15 protein-coding genes are annotated in these 18591 nt (G+C 60.9%); 9 read left to right on the forward strand and 6 right to left on the reverse strand.

Annotation, left to right across the window (positions count from 1 at the left end):
- Positions 1-37: 37 nt before the first annotated feature.
- Both ACP_RS00935 and ACP_RS00940 read left to right on the forward strand, forming a co-directional pair.
- Positions 38-370 carry a PadR family transcriptional regulator gene (locus tag ACP_RS00935; protein WP_012680590.1) on the forward strand — a complete coding sequence of 111 codons (333 nt, stop codon included), beginning with the start codon at positions 38-40 and terminating at the stop codon, positions 368-370.
- 25 nt (positions 371-395) lie between these two features.
- Positions 396-956, forward strand: a complete 561-nt coding sequence (locus tag ACP_RS00940) for a hypothetical protein (protein ID WP_012680591.1) — start codon at positions 396-398, stop codon at positions 954-956.
- Here ACP_RS00940 and ACP_RS00945 read toward each other — a convergent pair.
- Complete coding sequence (locus ACP_RS00945; protein WP_169305884.1) at positions 942-2411, reverse strand: PAS domain S-box protein; 1470 nt, start codon at positions 2409-2411, stop codon at positions 942-944. The two genes, ACP_RS00940 and ACP_RS00945, sit on opposite strands and share 15 nt — an antisense overlap.
- A 658-nt stretch (positions 2412-3069) precedes the next feature.
- On the opposite strand from ACP_RS00945, the gene ACP_RS00950 reads away from it, so the two are divergent.
- The gene (locus ACP_RS00950) at positions 3070-6633 is read left to right on the forward strand and encodes a TonB-dependent receptor (protein WP_041839155.1); all 3564 of its coding nucleotides are present in this window, start codon (positions 3070-3072) and stop codon (positions 6631-6633) included.
- A gap of 40 nt (positions 6634-6673) precedes the next feature.
- On the opposite strand, the gene ACP_RS00955 is transcribed toward ACP_RS00950, so the two are convergent.
- Complete coding sequence (locus tag ACP_RS00955; RefSeq protein ID WP_012680594.1) at positions 6674-7657, reverse strand: AraC family transcriptional regulator; 984 nt, start codon at positions 7655-7657, stop codon at positions 6674-6676.
- A gap of 53 nt (positions 7658-7710) precedes the next feature.
- Here ACP_RS00955 and ACP_RS00960 point away from each other — a divergent pair, with 53 nt between their 5' ends.
- On the forward strand, positions 7711-8679 hold the full coding sequence (locus tag ACP_RS00960; protein ID WP_012680595.1) for an SDR family oxidoreductase: 969 nt from the start codon (positions 7711-7713) through the stop codon (positions 8677-8679).
- 118 nt (positions 8680-8797) lie between these two features.
- Here ACP_RS00960 and ACP_RS00965 read toward each other — a convergent pair whose 3' ends face one another.
- The 3 genes from ACP_RS00965 to ACP_RS00975 all read right to left on the reverse strand — a co-directional run bounded on the left by ACP_RS00965 (position 8798) and on the right by ACP_RS00975 (position 11497).
- Positions 8798-9142 (reverse strand): cupin domain-containing protein, encoded by a 345-nt coding sequence (locus ACP_RS00965; protein WP_052294633.1) that lies wholly within the window; start codon positions 9140-9142, stop codon positions 8798-8800.
- A 216-nt stretch (positions 9143-9358) separates the two neighbouring features.
- Positions 9359-10441, reverse strand: coding sequence for a Gfo/Idh/MocA family protein (locus tag ACP_RS00970; protein WP_041839156.1), 1083 nt, complete (start codon positions 10439-10441; stop codon positions 9359-9361).
- Positions 10442-10462: 21 nt separating this feature from the next.
- Positions 10463-11497 (reverse strand): SMP-30/gluconolactonase/LRE family protein, encoded by a 1035-nt coding sequence (locus ACP_RS00975; protein ID WP_012680598.1) that lies wholly within the window; start codon positions 11495-11497, stop codon positions 10463-10465.
- 294 nt (positions 11498-11791) lie between these two features.
- On the opposite strand from ACP_RS00975, the gene ACP_RS00980 reads away from it, so the two are divergent.
- The 3 genes from ACP_RS00980 to ACP_RS00990 are packed head-to-tail and all read left to right on the forward strand — an operon-like array spanning position 11792 to position 15908.
- Positions 11792-13057, forward strand: coding sequence for an MFS transporter (locus ACP_RS00980; protein WP_012680599.1), 1266 nt, complete (start codon positions 11792-11794; stop codon positions 13055-13057).
- On the forward strand, positions 13050-15080 hold the full coding sequence (locus ACP_RS00985; RefSeq protein WP_012680600.1) for a YjhG/YagF family D-xylonate dehydratase: 2031 nt from the start codon (positions 13050-13052) through the stop codon (positions 15078-15080). Before ACP_RS00980 ends, ACP_RS00985 begins: the two co-directional genes overlap by 8 nt.
- A complete protein-coding gene (locus ACP_RS00990) occupies positions 15081-15908 on the forward strand; it encodes a fumarylacetoacetate hydrolase family protein (RefSeq protein WP_012680601.1) in 828 nt (275 codons plus the stop codon).
- A 96-nt stretch (positions 15909-16004) separates the two neighbouring features.
- Here the strand turns inward: ACP_RS00990 and ACP_RS00995 are convergent, their stop codons facing one another.
- On the reverse strand, positions 16005-16520 hold the full coding sequence (locus ACP_RS00995; protein WP_238525613.1) for a TetR/AcrR family transcriptional regulator: 516 nt from the start codon (positions 16518-16520) through the stop codon (positions 16005-16007).
- 231 nt (positions 16521-16751) lie between these two features.
- Between ACP_RS00995 and ACP_RS01000 the strand changes: the two genes are divergently transcribed.
- Complete coding sequence (locus ACP_RS01000; protein WP_012680603.1) at positions 16752-17636, forward strand: SDR family oxidoreductase; 885 nt, start codon at positions 16752-16754, stop codon at positions 17634-17636.
- Positions 17637-17691: 55 nt separating this feature from the next.
- The gene (locus ACP_RS01005; protein ID WP_012680604.1) at positions 17692-18567 is read left to right on the forward strand and encodes an SDR family NAD(P)-dependent oxidoreductase; all 876 of its coding nucleotides are present in this window, start codon (positions 17692-17694) and stop codon (positions 18565-18567) included.
- Positions 18568-18591: the final 24 nt, after the last annotated feature.

Raw genomic sequence — 18591 nt, forward strand, 5'->3', positions numbered from 1 at the left:
TTGACGCACTTGGCTCACATTGCCTACATTGTAGGCAATGTCGGGACTCCTCGGTACCTTCGAGCAAATTGTTCTTCTCACCGTGGCCAGTCTTGGTGAGGACGCTTATGGCCGCTCTGTTCTTCACGCAGCCCAGCAAGCGGTAGCCGGCAACCGCACTCTCTCGGCCGGTGCCATCTACACCACGCTGGACCGCATGGAGGCGAAGGGCTATCTCAGTTCGTTTCTCGCCGAGGGCACTACCGAGCGGGGCGGACGCCCCCGGCGCTACTACCGGCTCACAGGGGACGGTGCGGCTGCGCTGCGCGAAACCCGCCGCACTCTCGATACGTTATGGAAAGGCCAGCGGCACATTCTCAATCCCGCATAAGCAGCAGTTATCTGGAGGTGTTCTCATGCAATCTGAAGTAAAGCAGCCATGGTCCATTCGTTTGTTGGCCTTGCTTCTCTCCGAGCGTGATCGCGAAACCATCCCCGGTGATCTTCTCGAAGAGATGCACGCCAGGGTCCTGGAATCCGGGCCGCTGCGCGCGCGTCTCTGGTATGCGCGACAGTGGCTCAGCTTTATGCCCGCGGCTCTGCAGGCTACGTTTGCTCAGGCTCCGTTGCTGGTATCGTTGTGCAGCTTTACGGCAGTGTGCGCTCTGTGGCTGGGCATCATGGATCTGCGGCTGCAACATCCCGGATACCTTGGCCAAATGCTCATCGCGGCGCTCATCCTCGGCCAGGGAATGCTCACGCTGACTGCGCTGATTGTGCCCGGCAGCATTCTTCGCCAACTGGCACGTCTGGGCACGGTGGGCATTCTATGGCTGGCGCTGAAGGCATGGCTCGGTGTTCTGCACAGCGCGCACATGGAAGGTTACATCCTGCTCATCGCGCTGGCTCTGGTTGCACAGGCCATATGCACTCTGTTTGCTATGCCGCGCCGCCGGGCGCATTCATCCGCGCACTAGCGCATCCTGCTGGTCCTCGGGCGGAATTCCGTCAAGGGGCAGAAAGATGCGAAAGACCGTCCCGCGTCGTTTGGCTCCCGTGGCTGTGCGGAACCGGATATGCCCGTGATGCTTGCCCACAATATTCTTCGTCGCCCATAAGCCAAGCCCGGTGCCGGTCTGTTCTTTGGTCGTCACAAAGGGTTCAAACATCCGTTCCCGCATGGCCGGGGCAATGCCCGTGCCCGTGTCAGCGAACGTGACATAAATTCCTGCTACCGGATCATTCTTCCATCGATGGCCCTGCCGCAGGCGAACCCGCAGTGTGCCGCCATGCGATTGCATCGCATCAAATGCGTTGCCTGCCAGATTGGCAAATGCATGCCGCAATTCATGCTGATAGCACAGCAGGAGCGGAACCTTTTCATACGACCGGCTCAGCGTCATGTTGCCCGCTCGCAGCCGCGAGGCAAACAGCGGAAATACCGATTCGAGAATCTCCACCACATCCGCCCGCGCCGCAAACGTGGATTGCTTATGAAAGCGAAGAGTCTGCGTCACGACTCGCGAGACTCGGGTCAGCTCCCGATCTGCCTCGCTCAGCAGCGTCCGCGTCGAGGCATCCAGCTTCTCATCGCGAGAAGCCAGATACACGAGGTTGATCACCGCCGCCAGGGGATTATTGATCTCATGCGCCATGCTGGCCGCGAACCGTCCGGCCGTATTCAGCTTTTCGGCCTGCAAAACAGCCTGCTCGCTCTGTTTCAGCGCCGACATATCTTGAATAAAGGCGATGTAGTCATCCTGCGAGCCTTCAAGCAGCGCATACCCGCACATGATCGGCACGCGGGTACCGTCCTTGCGCACATATTCCTTTTCATACGGTGTGCAGCTGCCGCGCTCGGCTGCTTCGGCAATGTGGGCCTGATCGATCTGCCGGTACTCCGGCGGAGTCATCACGTCCCACCGGACCAGTCCCGCTTCCAGGTCGGCTCTCGTGTAGCCGGTAATCCTCAAAAACTCGTCGTTCGCTTCAACAATCGCGCCAAACCTGTCCGGAAGGTGTATGCCCATCAGGTCAGAGGCAAACAGCTTTGAAAAGCGGGACTTGGCCTTTTGCAGCTCCTGCTCCATGCACTTGCGCGCCGTGACGTCACGCGCCACGCCCACGGTCCCCAGCAGCGCTCCCGAGGCATCCCGCCAGGGGCTTTTTACGGTGTGCAGATGCAAAACCGCCTTTGAGAAAGCGACTTGCTCTTCATAGCTGACCGGAGCGCCAACCTTCATCACCTGCCGGTCCTGCTCCACCAGGCGATCCGCAATCTCGCGCGGAAACAACGCATAGTCATTCTTGCCGACGATCTCGTCCGGGTTCAGGCCCAGCAGGCGCGCGCCGGCCTCATTGATGGTCACGTAGCAACCATCCATATCCTTCATGAATACAAAATCGGTAGTGGCGCGAAAGAGCGCGTTCAACAGGTCATCATGAACTGAAGGGGTAGCAGATAGCGGCGGATGCATGGATTGTGCGCACGAACCTCATCAGGGGTACGCCTTCCTGCACTGCAGCATTGTCCGTTCGCCGGGAAGGGGGTTATGAAGGGGCCTGTATTCCAGTTTCGTTAGTCTATGGATGAATCCGTCATAAGTCCAGTCTGCGGCGCCGGATTTCGCCCCAGATCCATTGTCTTCCGTGGACAGGGTCTGGTTCTGGTGGTTCTGGCGGGGGCCAACCCAACTCTCGTCAAAAGCAAAACCTGACGTGATCTCTAAGCGCATCTATACAACCATTTGACCTGTAATGCATCGCGTAGTGACTTAGGGAGTTGAAACAGATCCTTCGTTCACTGGTAAGCAGAGATATCGCCTTTTGTCTTGACAATCCCTTTTCTCCATTACGATAATTCGGGTCGCAAACAAAAAGGTGGTTATTAAGTGCTGTCCAGGTTCGGCGGCATCAACCAATAACTGCTAAACCACGGGAAAGTCATAGAGTTTATAGCACTTAGGGTCCGCATTGCGGTGGGTCGGTTTGCGGCAAGCCCAGGGGAGAGGTCTGTTGCAAATGAAATCGACACCATCAGGAAAATGTTTACCTTGGGCGGCAAGCTCTTGCGAATGCCACCATGCGCTCATGATTCCCGCAGCAAAGGGCAAAAGGCTCTGGCTTTTCATCGCGCTCATGGTGATATGGCTGACTGCGGCGACGGGCGCACATGCACAAACTCTCTACGGGTCCCTCACTGGAACAGTGACCGATCCAAGTGGTGCGGCGGTCGTGGGCGCGCGGGTGACAGCTCTCGCCGTTCAGACCGGCGTCAGGCATGTTACCGTGACGAACTCCAGTGGTATCTACCAGTTTCCAAACCTATTGGCGGCAACTTATACCGTCACGGTGAAAGCGCCGGGCTTTGCGGGCCAGACCACCAACGATGTCATCGTGGAAGTGAACACACCCGTCCAACGAAACTTCCAGCTTGCGGTCGGCAAAGCATCGCAAACCGTAACCGTGACCACCGCCGCGCCGTTGCTGCAGACGGAAACAGCGACCGTGCAGACCAACATTACGAATCGCCAGATTAAAAACCTTCCTATCTTCGGCAGCCAGGGTGCCAATCCTCAAAGACTGCTGCAGACTGTTCCCGGCGTCGGCCTGATCGCTGAAACCAACTCCCTGGCCGCCAATCCGCAGAGAGCGGTGAATGCCCCTGTGAACGGCCAGTCCACCCAGGCCGTGGACACCCGCATCGATGGCGTTCTGGATGCCTATCCCTATCTGCCCGCGAACGTCGCCTACGTTCCACCTGCGGATGCGTATTCCACCATCCAGGCAGTCACCAACTCCTATACCGCTCAGGAGGGAATGGCGGGCGGTGCTGAAGTCAATATGAATATCAAGTCCGGCACGAATCACTTTCACGGTGACGTGCATTGGTCACACTTCGATCAGAACTTTGGAGCACGAAACTACTTTCAGACCGATAAGACAATCTTTCCGCATAAAAACCGCAACAACCAGAATGAATATGGCGGATCCATCGGCGGTCCTGTCGTCAAGAACAAGCTCTTCTTCTTCTTCGACTTCGACCGCACCACGCAGCGGCAATTAGCCGGCCCGGATACGCGCACCTTGCCGACCGCCGCTATGGCCAACGGCGACTTTACCGCGCTGCCCGGTAACCCCGTCATCTACGATCCAGCCACGGGTGATGCAACCGGAAATAATAAAACGCAAATCTCCTGCAATGGCGTCCCCAACAAAATCTGTGCCAACCGCATCGATCCCGCCGCGGAAACCATGATCAAGCTGATGGCCCCCTTGTTCTCACAGGAAACGGCGACCAGCAACGGGCTGCTCAACTGGACCGGCAGCGGAACGGCATTGTTCAATCGCAACAACAGCGACAGCAAGGTGACCTGGATCATCGGTCCTAAATCCATGCTGTGGGGCAGATACAGCTTCTCGAAGACACTCGTCTATGATCCGCCGCTACTGGGCGCCGCCATCGGCGATGCGACCAACGGAGGACAACTCGGCAATGCTCCTGGCCTCGTTCAGCAGGTTGGCATCGGCGCCACGCATAGCTTTACGTCCAATCTGCTCTTTGACTGGAATTTCGGATATACGAGACAGCGCCTTGGATCGACCTTTGATCTCACTTCGCCGCGCGGCCTCGATCAGTTAGGCATTCCCGGAACCAACAATGCCGGCACAACCGGCAGTCCGTCCCTCTATTACGGATGGCCCGGATTTTCTTTCTCGTCCAGCTACGGAGGCGACCTGAATATCGGAAACTCGCAAGTCGCCAATCCGTTTCTCTTCCGTGACGATATGTTCGTCTCTGACGCCAATGTCACGTGGATCAAAGGGAAACACAATATCAAAGGTGGCTTCGAGTGGTCCCACACCCTCATCAATCACTTCCAGGCGCAGGGCGGCATCTTCCAAAATGCTCGCGGACAATTCCAGTTCAACGGCTTCGCAACCTCACAATTCGGAAGCACCCCATCCTGGTTCAATGAGTGGGCTGATTTCCTGCTCGGCCTGCCACAGGAGACTGGAAAAGCGCGGCAGATCTTCAACCCCAATGCCGAGCGCTGGGGCACGTGGGGAGGGTATCTGCAGGATCAGTGGCAGGTCACTCCAAAACTCGTGATGACCTACGGCATTCGCTGGGAGCTCTATCCCTTCGGATACTCCGACAACGGCAAAGGACTCCGCTGGCTGAATTTGAACAGCGGAATCGTATCGATCGGTGGTTACGGGGGAGTGCCGCGCAACGATGGCATCAGCGTCGGTCATGGCCAGTACCAGCCGCGCGTCGGCATTGCCTACAACGTCAACCCATCAACAGTCATCCGTCTCGGCTATGGGTTGAGCGCCGATCCTTACAATGCCTGGCACGTTCTGCTCAACTCCTACCCGTCGATCATTCTCGATACCAACCTGCCGCAGAATCAGGCCGACTATGTTCCCGCGGCTAGCCTCACCGGGCTGAATGGCTCAAATCTCGGCGGCGGAACTTATTCAGTTCCCACCGGTATTAAGCTGATTCCTTTGCCGGATTTGAGCAGCGGAAGCATTGCCTTGCCCACCTCGGCAAGCACAACAACCATACCGAATCCATTCCACCGCGGCTATATCAGTTCTTACAACGTGACTCTTGAGCAGGAGTTCGGCAGAAATGCCGCCTGGACCATCGGGTATGTAGGCGACTACGACAGCAGCCCCATCACCAACATGAATGCAAACCCCTCAGCGCCCGGAGCAGGCAGCGCCGGAGGCATATTGAGCAAGCGATACGGTGCTAACTACACCGGCACCATCAATGAACTCAATCCCTTCAAATTCAGCCGCTATGATTCACTGCAAACATCCTTCAAATACCATTTCGCCGGCGGCTCTATGCTCAACGTTGCTTACACCTGGTCCAAGGCGATGGATTACGCGGACAATCAGGACCTTGGCGGTCTCCTGATCCCCTATGCGCCGGACTACTACAAAGACTACGGTCCCGCCAGCTTTGATCGAGCAAACAACTTTGAGCTCTCTGGCGTGATGGCTCTGCCCTTCGGAAGAGATGGCCGCTGGGCAAAGAATGGCGTCGCGGGCCAGGTCCTCGGCGGTTGGTTCATTGACCCCATCGTCAGCATCATGAGTGGCACTCCCTTCACGGTGAGTGCCGGTGGCAATCTCAATGCCAATGGATCTTCACAAACGGCCGATCTCGTTAAGCCTTTCAGGCTGACGCATGGAAAGCCGCCGCGCACAGGCACCACCTGCGCTCTCGGTGAAGCATCTTGCGAATACTTTGCGCCCAGTTCGTTTGCCGCGCCTCTCATCAACTCCACGAGTCCGGCTCACTTTGGCAACACCAACCGCGATGAATTTCGCGGTCCCGGTTACTTCAGCATGGACGTGAATCTGCAGCGAACCTTTAATGTCAGGAAGTTCGCATCGCTGGTGCTGCAGGCCGAAGCAATGAATCTTACCAATACGCCGCACTTTGGAAACCCGAACACCACATGCCCCAGCAACGCTACCGTGGCTGGGCCCATTGGCGGCACCGGTCAAGTGTGCAACACCGGCAGCAATAACAACTTCGGCGTCATTACAGGAGTTGCCCAGCCCGGTGGATACTTCGGTCCTGATCCTGGCTCACGGCAGCTTTGGCTTGATCTGACCGTGGATTTCTAAAGCTGACGGATGCGGGTGCGCCGTTGTGCGCGCCCGCGCTTCATAAGTTCGATTCCGCGCCACCCTCTTCAACGGGCAGAGCCCGGTTGCGCCCATACTGGCGCGGAGAGCACCCCATTTCGCGCTTGAAAGCAAAGCCAAAGGCGCTCTCTGATTCATACCCCAGTGAAAAAGCAATCTCCGCCACGGAGTCCTTCGAGTGCATCAACTGGTCGGCAGCCAGCATCATGCGCCAGCGTGTCAGGTAGCTCATCGCCGGCAAGCCCACTCGCTCTTTGAATCGTTGCGCAAAGGCCGAGCGCGACATGCCCGCCTGCTCCGCCAGTTCCTGCACGGTCCAGCGCTGTGCCGGAGCACGATGCATCGCCGCAATCGCGGCTCGCACCTGCCGGTCAGCCAGTGCAAACAGCCAGCCCACGGCACCGCTGGCAGAGTTTGCCACGTGGAGCTGTAACACCTCCACCAGCATCATCTGCGCTAGATACTCGCCCATCAGCACGCTTCCCGGCCGTGGCTCGCGCACCACCTTCATCATCCGCTCCACATACCACTGCAAAACGGCGCGGTCCTCCGGATTGCGAATATGAATCACGGGCGGCAGCACTTCAGACAAGATGCTGGCGTGTTCGCCGCCAAAGCTGAAAATCGCGCTCAGCCCCAGGCAGCCGCCTCCACCCTGCCATGTCAGAATGCGCCCGTTCAGCGGTTCTTTGATCACCGACATGATCTCCATCGAGGGCAGATCGAGATCGCTGGCCAGCCGGTAGCCGCCCTCATGCGTCAGCACGACAAAATCACCAGCCTCCAGGCGCAGCGTCACATCCTCGGCATCCAGCCGAAGCCAGCAGCAGCCCGATATCACAGCAAAGCACTTGAAGCCCGCGCTCGGCTCAAACCCAAAGCACCATTCGCCGCCCGCATCGATCCCGCCCGTCATATAGCCACGCGGCTTCAGCAGCGACAAAACATCCGACAGGGGATCAGCCCAATTTCTGGATGATCTCGATATGAATGCGGACTCCATCGCATAGATTCTATGTCCTACCGGACGTACAGTCTGACACAGGAGAGTTAAAAATGAGAGTCTTCGTTACAGGCGCCACAGGATTCATCGGCTTCGCCATCGTCAAAGAGCTCATCGCGGCCGGCCATCAGGTTGTTGGCCTCGCGCGCTCTGAGGCCTCAGGGCAAAAGCTCCTAGCTGCAGGAGCGCAGGTACAAATCGGCGATGTCGAAAATCTGGAGTCTTTGCGCCATGCCGCATCCCGCGCCGAGGGCGTCATCCACACCGCCTTCTATCACAAGATCTCCCACATGCCGCTTGGCACACGCCTGCGTGTCTTCTTGGGTGGAGCCCCCGGCGGCATCGTCGGCCGCTTCCTCTCCGCCGCTGTCACCGCGGATCGTCGCGCCATCGAGACCATGGCCGCCGCGCTGCCCGGCAAGGGCAGCCCGCTGGTCGCAACCTTTGGCACGCTCTCCATGCCCTTCGGCGTCCTCGCCACTGAAGACCAAAGCTACGACCGCGACCCCTCTGCTTTCGGTCTCGCGCGAGCCAGAAATCAGGACGTCCTTGAGCAGCTGGCGGCACATGGCCTCCGCACTTCAGCCATTCGGCTCGCGCCCGTTGTGCATGGTCCCGGCGCCTACGGTCTGGCTTCAAGAATGATCATGACGGCTCGCAAAAAGAAGCAGTCCGCCTACATCGGCGACGGCTCCAACCGCTGGCCCGCCGTGCATCAGCTCGATGCCGCGCGCCTTTTCCGCCTCGCGCTTGAAAAGAGCCCGCCTAATGGTGTCTATCACGGCGTCGCCGAAGAGGGAATTGCGCTCCGCGACATTGCCGAGGTCCTCGGGCAACGTCTCCGTGTCCCCGCAGTCAGCATCTCGCGGCAACAGGCCGCCAAATACTTCAGCTTCCTCGCGCCCGCCATTGCCGCGGACAATCCCACCTCCAGCCGCCTCACGCAGGAGCGGCTCGGCTGGAAGCCCTCGCAGATCGGCCTTCTCGCCGATCTCCAGCAGAGCGAATACATCCAACCCTGATTCGCCGTCACACCTTCACGCAGCAGGCCAGCCGTAACTCGCGGCTGGCCCGCGTGCACTCCTCGCTTCGGCGTTCGCTGGATGTTCCAGACAAAGCAATCCAGTTGAATCTCTGCGCCTACGGCTTCCGCGCCGCCAGCGGAGGCCCGAGAATCCGTATGCCATACTCCACCGCCAGCTCCGCAAACGCCGCCGTGTTGCTTGCATCGTGAACCATCCGCGCGGCCAGCTCGGCAAAGTAGCGCTCGATGCCGCCGGGCCGCGCCACAATCAGCATGCGTCCTTCTTCTTCTGAAACGTTCATGAAGGTGTGCGGCACATCGGCGCGCGCATGCATCATGTCGCCGGGGCCAACCTGCGTCTGCTCGCCATCCAGCTCAAACAGAAACGTGCCGCGCGTGATGTAGAAGAACTCTTCAAATCCATGCGCATGCAGAGGAGGCCCGTTGCGCGGCGGGCTCATGTCTTCCAAAATCGAGATTTAACCGTTGCCGTCAGACGCCAGTTTCACCAGCATCTCTTTGCCGATAAATCGAATCGGCTCGCCTGTCACGCTTGCTCCCGCACGAACCACGCAATCGGCCATGCATTTCTCCTTCGGCCAAAAACAAAATAAAAGCGGAGTCAGCATAACAGCCAACTCCGCCTCTCGTGTGAATCTTTATCTCTCTGCTGAGCGCTAAGCGATCGGCGCTCCGGCTGCCCGGTAGATGGCCTCCATCGCCAGCATGTCCTTGAGTCCCTCTTCGCCCGGAGTCGCCGGCGTCCGGTTGTAGCGCACGCAATCGGCAAAGTGATCGGCCTCATACACAAACTGGTACGGCTGCTTGCCCGGGCTGATGCCGCTCACCGGCCCGTGAATCGTCGTGCCGTGATACTTCAGTCCGTCATAGTAGAACGCCGGTTCCACCCACAGGTTGCCATGCGTGCCATCCACGCTGAGATACGCCGGACCATTCTCCCCATACGACGAGCCGCTCGAAGCCAGAATGCCGGAAGGGAAGCGCATGTTGAACTCAATGCTCTCCTCCACCTCGGTAAATCGCGGTCCCGGAATCTTTGTCGCCACCTGCGCCGCAAAGTGATCCGGCTCTTCACCCGTGAACCAGCGAATCGCATTCAGTGGATAGATGCCCAGGTCCAGCAGCGAACCTCCGCCCGCGAGCTTGCGATTCAGCCGCCAGCCATGCATCTTGATGCCGTAAAATCCGCCCTGAAAACCCTGAATCTCGCCAATCGCACCGCTCCGCGCCAGCTTGCGAATCTGCTGCCACATCGGGTCATAGTGAACGCGATAGGCAATCATCAGCTTCACATTATTTTCGCGGCAGGCGTCGATCATCTGCTGGCATTCTTTTGAAGAGATGGCCATCGGCTTCTCGCACAGCACATGCTTGCCGGCCTTGGCCGCGCGAATCGTGTATTCGGCATGCATGCTGTTCGGCAGTCCGATGTACACCGCGTCAATCTCGGGGTTGTGCGCAATCTCGTCGTAGTTTTCGTAGTTGTAGACGTTCTTCGGCGAAATGCCATACAGCGCTTCATACTTCGGCGCTTTCTCTTTGGCGTGCCCACTCACCAGTGCCGTCACCTTGCACTTGTTCGACTGCGCACAGGCACGCATGAAGATGTCAGAAATATCGCCCAGCCCCACGGGCGCAAAGCGCAGCGGCTTCTGCGCTTCGGCATGCAGCGGCAATGCCGAAGACGCGGCTGCCATCAGAGAGAGTTTCGTGAACGTGCGGCGATTGAACGTCGTCATGGGCGTGCTCCTCCTGTGTTTTTAGCGCCGGAAGGCCGGCAGATAACCCTTCACCCGCGTCTGCAGGCGATACACATGCGTGCGGGCCGTAATGTAGAGCGTCGTTCCATCGCCGCCCCAGGCCAGGTTCGCCGCCACTTCCGGCAGCAGAATCTGCCCCAGCACCTTGCCCTGCGGCGTCACAATCCGAATGCCTCCCGGGGCGGTCGTCCAGATGTTGCCGTGGCTGTCGATCTTCATCCCGTCCGGCACGCCCGGCCCATCCTTGCTCGTGAAGTCAATCACGTCCCGCGGTTCGCCCACGCTGCCATCCGCGTGCAGCGGATACGCAATCACCCGCATCGCCGGTCCCGAGTTGTTCACATAGAGTGTCTTGTTATCCGGCGAAAGCGCAATGCCATTGGGCAGCGTCAGATTCTCAATGATCGGCGTCAGCTTGCCATTCTTGTAGTGAAAGACGCCGTCAAACTTCAGCTGCTTCGCCGGGTCATGATCGCCGCCCTTCAGCCCATACGGCGGATCGGTAAAGAAGAACGAGCCATCCGGCAAAAACACGAGATCGTTCGGGCTGTTGAGCCGCTTGCCGTGATAGCTGTCAAAGAAAGGCACCACGCGCAGATGCGACGCCGGACCTTCCAGCCGCACCACCGCGCGCCCGTACTGCTCACACATCACCACCGAGCCGTCCTTCGCGGGCGCCATCGCATTCGGGCCGGTCTTGTGTCCATCGGGCAGCGCATACTTCCCATGCTGAAAGTCCACCAGCACCGCGTCCTGTCCGCTGGCCGTCAGCGCATGCACATGGTCGCCCTCTTCATCGCTGAACCACAATCTCCCCTCGCGCCACATCGGCCCTTCGGTGAAGACGTATCCCCCATGCACCACCTCGGGCTTCGCGCCCGGCGCAATCAACTGGTCGAGCGCCGGCGAAAACCGCAGCACTCGCATGCTGGACTTCACCGCCGCGCCCGGCACCGGGGCCTGCGCGCGGGAGTTCGTTGGATACAAAAACAAAAGCAGTGCGGAAGCAGCAGCGACTCGGGCAAGTGGATGCATGGAACTCCTTGGACTTGAAAACGGATGCTCAGAAACCGGTGCAGTCAGTCGCTCGAACGGGAGCAATCTCAGGCCAGCCGCACCCGGATTCGCAGCGCGCAGCCATCATATGTCGCGGCGTGCAACTATCGCAATCCATGGCTCGCAATCGGGCGTCGCCATCGCGCCCGCCATCTCTGGCCTCCTTCAAAATTTCCTTCCGCGTGCCAGAGCTGTCCGCCGCCAAGTAAGATGGCTGCGCTGGCAAAACACGCCTAGCCGACTCCATTCCTCAGCAGGGAGAACAACTCACGCATGCGGCGCGCCTGGCTGCTCCCGGTCTTTTTCATCACTTACGCACTGGCCTACGTCGATCGCGCCAACTACGGCTTTGGAGCAGCGGCCGGCATGGCCCGCACGCTGCACCTCACTGAGGGCCGCTCCGCGCTTCTGGCCGCGCTCTTCTTTCTCGGCTACTTCGCCTTTCAAATTCCCGGCATGCTGCTCGCCCGCAAATGGAGCGCCACCCGCCTCATCTTCCTCGCTCTCATTCTCTGGGGAACCCTCGCCGCGCTCACCGGCGTCATTCATAGTTTTGCCTGGCTGGCCGTGGACCGCCTGCTGCTTGGCGTAGCCGAGAGCATCATTTTTCCGGCCATGCTTCTCTTGCTCACGCACTGGTTTGTGCGTGCCGAGCGCTCGCGCGCCAACACCTTTCTCATTCTTGGCAATCCTGTCACCGTGCTCTGGATGTCCGCGCTCACCGGCTTCCTCATCGAGTCCGTCGGATGGCAGCATATGTTTGTCATTGAGGGGTTGCCCGCCATTCTGTGGGCATTTCTCTGGATCGCTGTCATGCGCGACCATCCCACACAGGCCCGCTGGATGCAACCGGCGCAAGCGCAGCAACTCGAGCAGCAGATTCGCGCGCAGCAAGCCTTGCCCTCCGCGGACGGCAGTCCCACCGTGTCATTGCGCGCCATCCTCTTGCGAGCCGATGTGCTGCAACTCTGCCTGCAATACTTCTGTTGGAGCCTCGGCGTCTACGGCTTCGTCCTCTGGCTGCCCACCATCGTGCGTCGCGGAGCCGATCTCTCCATGGGCAACACCGGCCTGCTCTCGGCCGTGCCCTATGTCGCGGCCATCGTGCTCATGATCATTGCCGGGCGCATCTCTGACCGCACCCTGCGCCGCCAGCAGGTGGTGTGGCCGTTTCTATTGCTCGCCGGTCTTGCGATGCTCGGCTCCTTCTTCTTTGCCGGGCACAGCTTCGCGCTGGCCTTTGGCTGTCTCGTGCTCGCGGGCGGCTGCATGTATGCGCCCTACGGTCCGTTCTTCGCCATCCTGCCCGAGCGCGTGCCGCGCGAGGTGACCGGCGAGGTCTTCGCCCTGGTCAACAGTTGCGGCGCGCTCGGCGGCTTTGCCGGCAGCTATCTGGTCGGGCTTCTGCACGCCATCACCGGTACGCAATCCGCCGGCTATCTCCTCATGTCCATTGCGCTGCTGCTCTCCGCGCTGCTCGTTTATCGCTTGCCCCGCATTCCGGCAGCGTCTACCGTCAGAGAATTGCATCATGCCTGACTCACATCCCATCTCCGCATCGCAGGTGCTCGAGTCTGACTCCGCACTCTTTGCCTCCGTGCCGACGCACGCGCGCGGGCCTGAGGGCGCGCTGCCCATCACGGCTGAAATGCTCCTCACCCAGCCATCCGGACATCTCTTCGGCCTCTCGCAAAATGCCGGCATGGGCTGGGAGCCGCAGCGGCTCCTTGACCCCGAATTCCTCATCCTCAGCACGCATGGCGGCCTGCGTGCCGCTGACGGAACCCCCATCGCTCTCGGCTTCCACACCGGCCATTGGGAGGTCGGCCTGCTCGTCGCCGAGGCCGCGCGCGAGTTCCGCCGCTGGCATGCCACGCCATTTGCCGGGGCCTGCACTGACCCCTGCGACGGACGCACGCAGGGCACCGAAGGCATGCTCGATTCGCTGCCCTATCGCAACGACGCCGCCATGGTGCTCGGCCGCCTCATGCGTTCGCTGCCCACACGCAAAGGCGTGCTCGGCATCGCCACCTGTGACAAAGGTCTCCCCGCCATGCTCATGGCGCTTGCCGCCTCGGGCGCTCATCCCAGTGTGCTCGTGCCCGGCGGAGTCACGCTGCTCCCCGAATCCTCTGCAACGCACCCAGCCGAAGACGCCGGCAAAGTGCAGACCATCGGCGCGCGTTTCTCCCAGGGCGAAATCACCCAGGCATACGCTGCAGAGGTCGGCTGCCGCGCCTGTGCCAGCCCCGGCGGAGGCTGCCAGTTTCTCGGCACCGCCGCCACCTCGCAGGTCATTGCCGAGGCGCTCGGCCTTGCCCTGCCGCATTCCGCGCTCGCACCCTCCGGCCACGAGGTCTGGCTCGATGCCGCCACCCGCTCGGCGCGAGCCTTGCTGCGTCTCGCGCAGCTCGGCATGGGTACGCGCGATATTGTCACCGATGCCGCCATTCGCAACGCGATGGTCTTGCATGCAGCCTTCGGCGGCTCCACCAATCTGCTGCTGCATCTGCCCGCCATCGCGCATGCCGCCGGGCTGCGCCGCCCTACGGTCGAGGACTGGAAGCACATCAACCGCGAAGTGCCGCGCCTCGTCGATGCCCTGCCCAACGGCCCGCGCGGCTACGCCACCGTGCAGGTCTTCCTCGCCGGAGCCGTGCCCGAAACCATGCTGCATCTGCGCCGCGCCGGCTTGCTCGACACCCGCGTGCGCACCGTGACCGGCGAAACTCTCGACGAAAATCTCAATTGGTGGCAAGACAGCGAACGCCGCCATAGTATGAAGCAACGCCTGCAATCGCTCGATGACGTCGATCCTGACGACGTGATCTTCGCCCCCGGCAGCGCCAAGGCGCGCTCCATCGGCAGAACGCTCTCATTCCCCATCGGCAATCTCGCGCCCGAGGGCAGCGTCATCAAAAGCACCGCCATCGATCCCTCGCTGCTCGACGGCCACGGCAACTACCACCACGCAGGCCCCGCGCGCGTCTTCGTCACCGAAGCCGCCGCCATGGACGCGATCAAGCACGGCCGCATCGGTCATGGCGATGTGCTCGTCCTCATCTGCGGAGGCCCCATGGGCGCTGGCATGCAGGAGACCTATCAGGTCACCTCCGCGCTCAAAAATCTGCCCTTTTGCAAGCACGTCGCCGTGCTCACCGACGCACGCTTCAGCGGCGTCTCCACCGGAGCCTGCCTTGGCCACATCTCGCCCGAGGCCCTTGCCGGTGGCCCCATCGGCCGTGTCCGCGACGGCGACTGGATCGAGATTCGCATCGACGGCGCTACGCAGGAGGGAACCGTCAATCTCATCGGCGACGATGCCTCCAACAGCCCCGATCACTTTTCGCCGCCCGATCGTTTTACTCCAGAAGAAGGCGCACGCCGCCTCGCGCAGCGCTCACCCCGCGCCGACCTCGCACCGCATCCGGCCCTCCCCAGCCACACACGGCTCTGGGCCGCGCTCGTGCAGGCCTCCGGCGGTGTCTGGGGCGGCTGCGTCTATGACACCGAGGCCATCGTGGCCCGCCTAAGCCATCCCCATCCAGAGGAGAACCGCTAAATGAAGCTCTATAACACCACGCACGGAATCTTCGCGCAGCGCGAAGAGGGTAGCTGGCACCAACTCGATGTCGCCTCATGGGATGAACTCGTGGCCAGCGGCAACCTGGCCGCCAGCGTGCGCGCCGCCTCCGGTCCCGCCATGTCGCAAGGTCCCGCACCCGCAACATGGCTCGCCCCCATCGGCACGCAGGAGGTCTGGGCCGCCGGCGTCACCTACTTCCGCAGCCGCAGCGCGCGCATGGAGGAGTCAAAAGACTCCGGCGGCGGCAGCTTCTATGATCGCGTCTACTCCGCCGAGCGCCCGGAGCTCTTCTTCAAAGCGACGCCGCAGCGCGTCGTCGGCCCCGGCACAGCCGTGCGCATTCGCGGTGATGCCCGCTGGTCTGTCCCCGAGCCCGAACTCACGCTGCTCCTGAATCCGCGCGGCGAGATCACCGGCTACACCGTCGGCAATGACATGAGCTCGCGTGACATCGAGGGAGAAAACCCGCTCTATCTGCCGCAGGCCAAGGTCTACAACGGCTCCTGCGCGCTCGGCCCCTGCCTGCTCGTGGCCGAAGCGGAGATTCCGCGCACCACTGCCATCTCTCTGAAAATTACGCGCGACCATGCGGCCGTCTTTGAGGGCCAAACCACGCTCGAAATGCTCAAGCGCAATCCCCGCGAGCTGGCAGGCTATCTCTTTCGTGAAACCAGCTTCGCTACCGGCGCCTATCTCATGACCGGCACCGGCATCGTGCCCGAAGACAGCTTCACCCTCGCGCACGGCGACCGCATCGCCATCAGCATCGAGGGCATCGGTACGCTCGAAAATTTCGTCGAATAACCCGGGTACCGCTCGCAACTCCGATCCGCCCCTGAGCCTCAAAGCAGGCTCAGGGGCAGGCGGCGCTGTCGAGCCATCAGGGGCGCAGTCCAGCCATCAGCGGCGCGCCCCGCCGATTAAAAGATCCACCAGCCGCCGCGCGCTCGCCTGCCAGTCCGGCCCCGCCTCCACATAGGCCACGCCCACCAGCGCCCGCAGCAAATCATTCGGTTCCACATCGCGGCGCAGCTCTCCGCTGCGCACCGCCCGCGCCACCAGTGACTCCGCCGCCCGTCGCAAGCGAAGGAAGGAATCCTCAAAAACTTCTTTGGGATTGCCCACCAGTTCCTTCAGCACCGGAGCAATCACCTGCTTCGCCGCAATCGCCTCCACAAACAGCAGCAGCCACGCCCGCAGTGCCTCCACCGGAGGCAGCTCCGCAGCCAGCCTGTGCTCCGCATCGGCCAGCTTTCCCATCTCCGTCCGGTAAACCTCTTTCAGCAGTTCTTCGCGAGAAGGGAAGTGCCGGTACAGCGTTCCCGCTCCCACCCCCGCCTGCTTCGCAATCTCATCCAGGCTGGCCTGCGCGCCATGCCGCGTGAAGGCTTCCTTCGCAGCTTCCAGAATGCGCATGCGATTCTCCTGCGCATCCGAGCGTGGCTTCCTCGCAGGCAGAGACTTCTTCGCGGCTTTTTTTAACGGCTTTTTATTCATCGAAAAATCTGCAACCGGAGACATTCTCCGGTTATCTATTCCTATATGGAGAGTGCCTCCGTTTTATTCGATGCCGCCCGCCGCGTCAAACCGCCGTGCGGCACGCAGCCACAAATGCACTACAGAGATTGATCACCCAAAAGGAGCAGCATGCGCGTTTTTGTTACAGGTGCAACAGGATTCATCGGTTCCCGCGTCGTCGCGGAGCTCATCGGCGCAGGCCATCAGGTGCTCGGCCTCACGCGTTCTGACGAGGGCGCTCAGTCCCTCAAAGCCGCCGGAGCCGAACCGCATCGCGGCGATCTCGAAGACACAGCCAGCATCCGCAGCGGAGCTGAAAATGCAGACGCCGTGATTCATACCGCTTTCGTCCATGACTGGACGCGCTTTGCCGAGAGCTGCAAGCTTGACCAGCAGGCCATCGAGGCCATCGGCGATGTGCTCAAGGGCTCCAGCCGTCCCTTCATCGTGAGTGCCGGGGTTGCGATCGTGCAAGGCCGTGCTGGCACAGAAGACGATGCGCCGTTTTCCATACCCGGCTGGCCGCGCGTCTCCGAGGCGGCAACGGTTGCGCTCATGCAGCAGGGAATCAACGCCATGGTCATGCGTCTGCCGCAGGTGCATGACACCGTCAAGCAGGGGCTGGTTACGCCACTGTTGGCCATCGCCCGCGAGAAAGGTGTCTCTGCTTACATCGGTGACGGAGCCAATCGCTGGCCGGCCGCGCATGTCACAGACGTAGCCCGCCTCTATCGCCTCGCGCTTGAAAAAGGTACCGCGGGCACCCGCTATCACGCCGTCGCGGAAGAAGGCGTTGCGCTTCGTGATATCGCGACCGTCCTCGGCCGCGGCCTCAACGTGCCGGTGATTTCTATCGCCCCCGAGCAGGCACAGGAGCATTTCGGCTTCCTCAGCTTCTTCGCCGGTCGCGATGCGCTTGTTTCCAGCACAAAGACTCGCACTGCGCTGGGGTGGAATCCCACCGGCCCGGACATGATCACCGACCTCACCAACATGAACTATTCCCAGAGCTAGCCATTCCGCGCAGCCCGGCAATTACGAAACCGCAACAGTTACAGAGGAGTCAGAAATGAAGAAAACATGGTTCATCACCGGAGCCTCGCGCGGCTTTGGCCGCGTCTGGGCTGAGGCAGCCCTTGAGCGTGGCGATCAGGTCGCCGCTACCGCCCGCAACCTCGCCGATGTCAGCGATCTCACAGCGAAATACGGAGACGCCGTCCTCCCGCTCGCCCTCGACGTCACCAATCCCGCTCAGGTTACGCAGGCCGTCGAGCAGGCCCACAAGCACTTCGGCCGCATCGATGTGCTCGTCAACAACGCCGGCATCAGCTTGCTGGCCGCCACCGAAGAGGCCAGCGACGAGCAGATTCTCGATCTCTTTAACATCAACTACGTCGGCATGGTGCGCGTGCTGCGGGCCGTGCTGCCCATCATGCGCCAGCAGGGCAGCGGACACATTCTCGGTGTCTCCAGCGGCCTCGGCATCAACACTCTGCCTCTCATCGGCTACTACGCCGCCACCAAGTGGGCTGTGGAGGCGATGCATGAGTCGCTGGCCGCTGAGGTCAAGCCCTTCGGCATTCATGTCACCCTCGTCGAGCCCGGCGCTTACGCCACCGACTTCGGCAAATCCGGCATTATCGTCGATGCCATGCAGCCCTACGCCGAGTTCCGCAAGCAGTTCCTCACGCATCTTGTGAAGATGGAGCGCGGCGATCCCAACGCCACCGCCGGTGCCATCCTCAAGCTTGTCGATGCGGAAAATCCGCCGCTGCGCCTCGGCCTCGGCAACACGATTCTGCCGCGTGCGCGTGAGGCTTACGCCCAGCGCATCGCTACCTGGGAAGCATGGGAGGACGTTGCCAACGCCGCCATGGGCGAACCCCGCGTGGTCACCGAATCCTGGATGCAGGAACTGATGGAAACCGCCACCAAAACCGCCTGATCTCACCTTTGTTTCTGCAACCCC

The organism is Acidobacterium capsulatum ATCC 51196 (genome assembly GCF_000022565.1).
Classification (GTDB): Bacteria; Acidobacteriota; Terriglobia; order Terriglobales; family Acidobacteriaceae; genus Acidobacterium; species Acidobacterium capsulatum.

Bases quoted from the DNA above. Each gene is read 5' to 3' on its own strand.
- ACP_RS00935 (WP_012680590.1), top strand. From the start codon at position 38: ATGTCGGGACTCCTCGGTACCTTCGAGCAAATTGTTCTTCTCACCGTG.
- ACP_RS00940 (WP_012680591.1), top strand. From the start codon at position 396: ATGCAATCTGAAGTAAAGCAGCCATGGTCCATTCGTTTGTTGGCCTTG.
- ACP_RS00950 (WP_041839155.1), top strand. From the start codon at position 3,070: ATGATTCCCGCAGCAAAGGGCAAAAGGCTCTGGCTTTTCATCGCGCTC.
- ACP_RS00955 (WP_012680594.1), bottom strand. From the start codon at position 7,657: ATGGAGTCCGCATTCATATCGAGATCATCCAGAAATTGGGCTGATCCC.
- ACP_RS00960 (WP_012680595.1), top strand. From the start codon at position 7,711: ATGAGAGTCTTCGTTACAGGCGCCACAGGATTCATCGGCTTCGCCATC.
- ACP_RS00965 (WP_052294633.1), bottom strand. From the start codon at position 9,142: ATGAGCCCGCCGCGCAACGGGCCTCCTCTGCATGCGCATGGATTTGAA.
- ACP_RS00970 (WP_041839156.1), bottom strand. From the start codon at position 10,441: ATGACGACGTTCAATCGCCGCACGTTCACGAAACTCTCTCTGATGGCA.
- ACP_RS00975 (WP_012680598.1), bottom strand. From the start codon at position 11,497: ATGCATCCACTTGCCCGAGTCGCTGCTGCTTCCGCACTGCTTTTGTTT.
- ACP_RS00980 (WP_012680599.1), top strand. From the start codon at position 11,792: ATGCGGCGCGCCTGGCTGCTCCCGGTCTTTTTCATCACTTACGCACTG.
- ACP_RS00985 (WP_012680600.1), top strand. From the start codon at position 13,050: ATGCCTGACTCACATCCCATCTCCGCATCGCAGGTGCTCGAGTCTGAC.
- ACP_RS00990 (WP_012680601.1), top strand. From the start codon at position 15,081: ATGAAGCTCTATAACACCACGCACGGAATCTTCGCGCAGCGCGAAGAG.
- ACP_RS00995 (WP_238525613.1), bottom strand. From the start codon at position 16,520: ATGCGCATTCTGGAAGCTGCGAAGGAAGCCTTCACGCGGCATGGCGCG.
- ACP_RS01000 (WP_012680603.1), top strand. From the start codon at position 16,752: ATGCGCGTTTTTGTTACAGGTGCAACAGGATTCATCGGTTCCCGCGTC.
- ACP_RS01005 (WP_012680604.1), top strand. From the start codon at position 17,692: ATGAAGAAAACATGGTTCATCACCGGAGCCTCGCGCGGCTTTGGCCGC.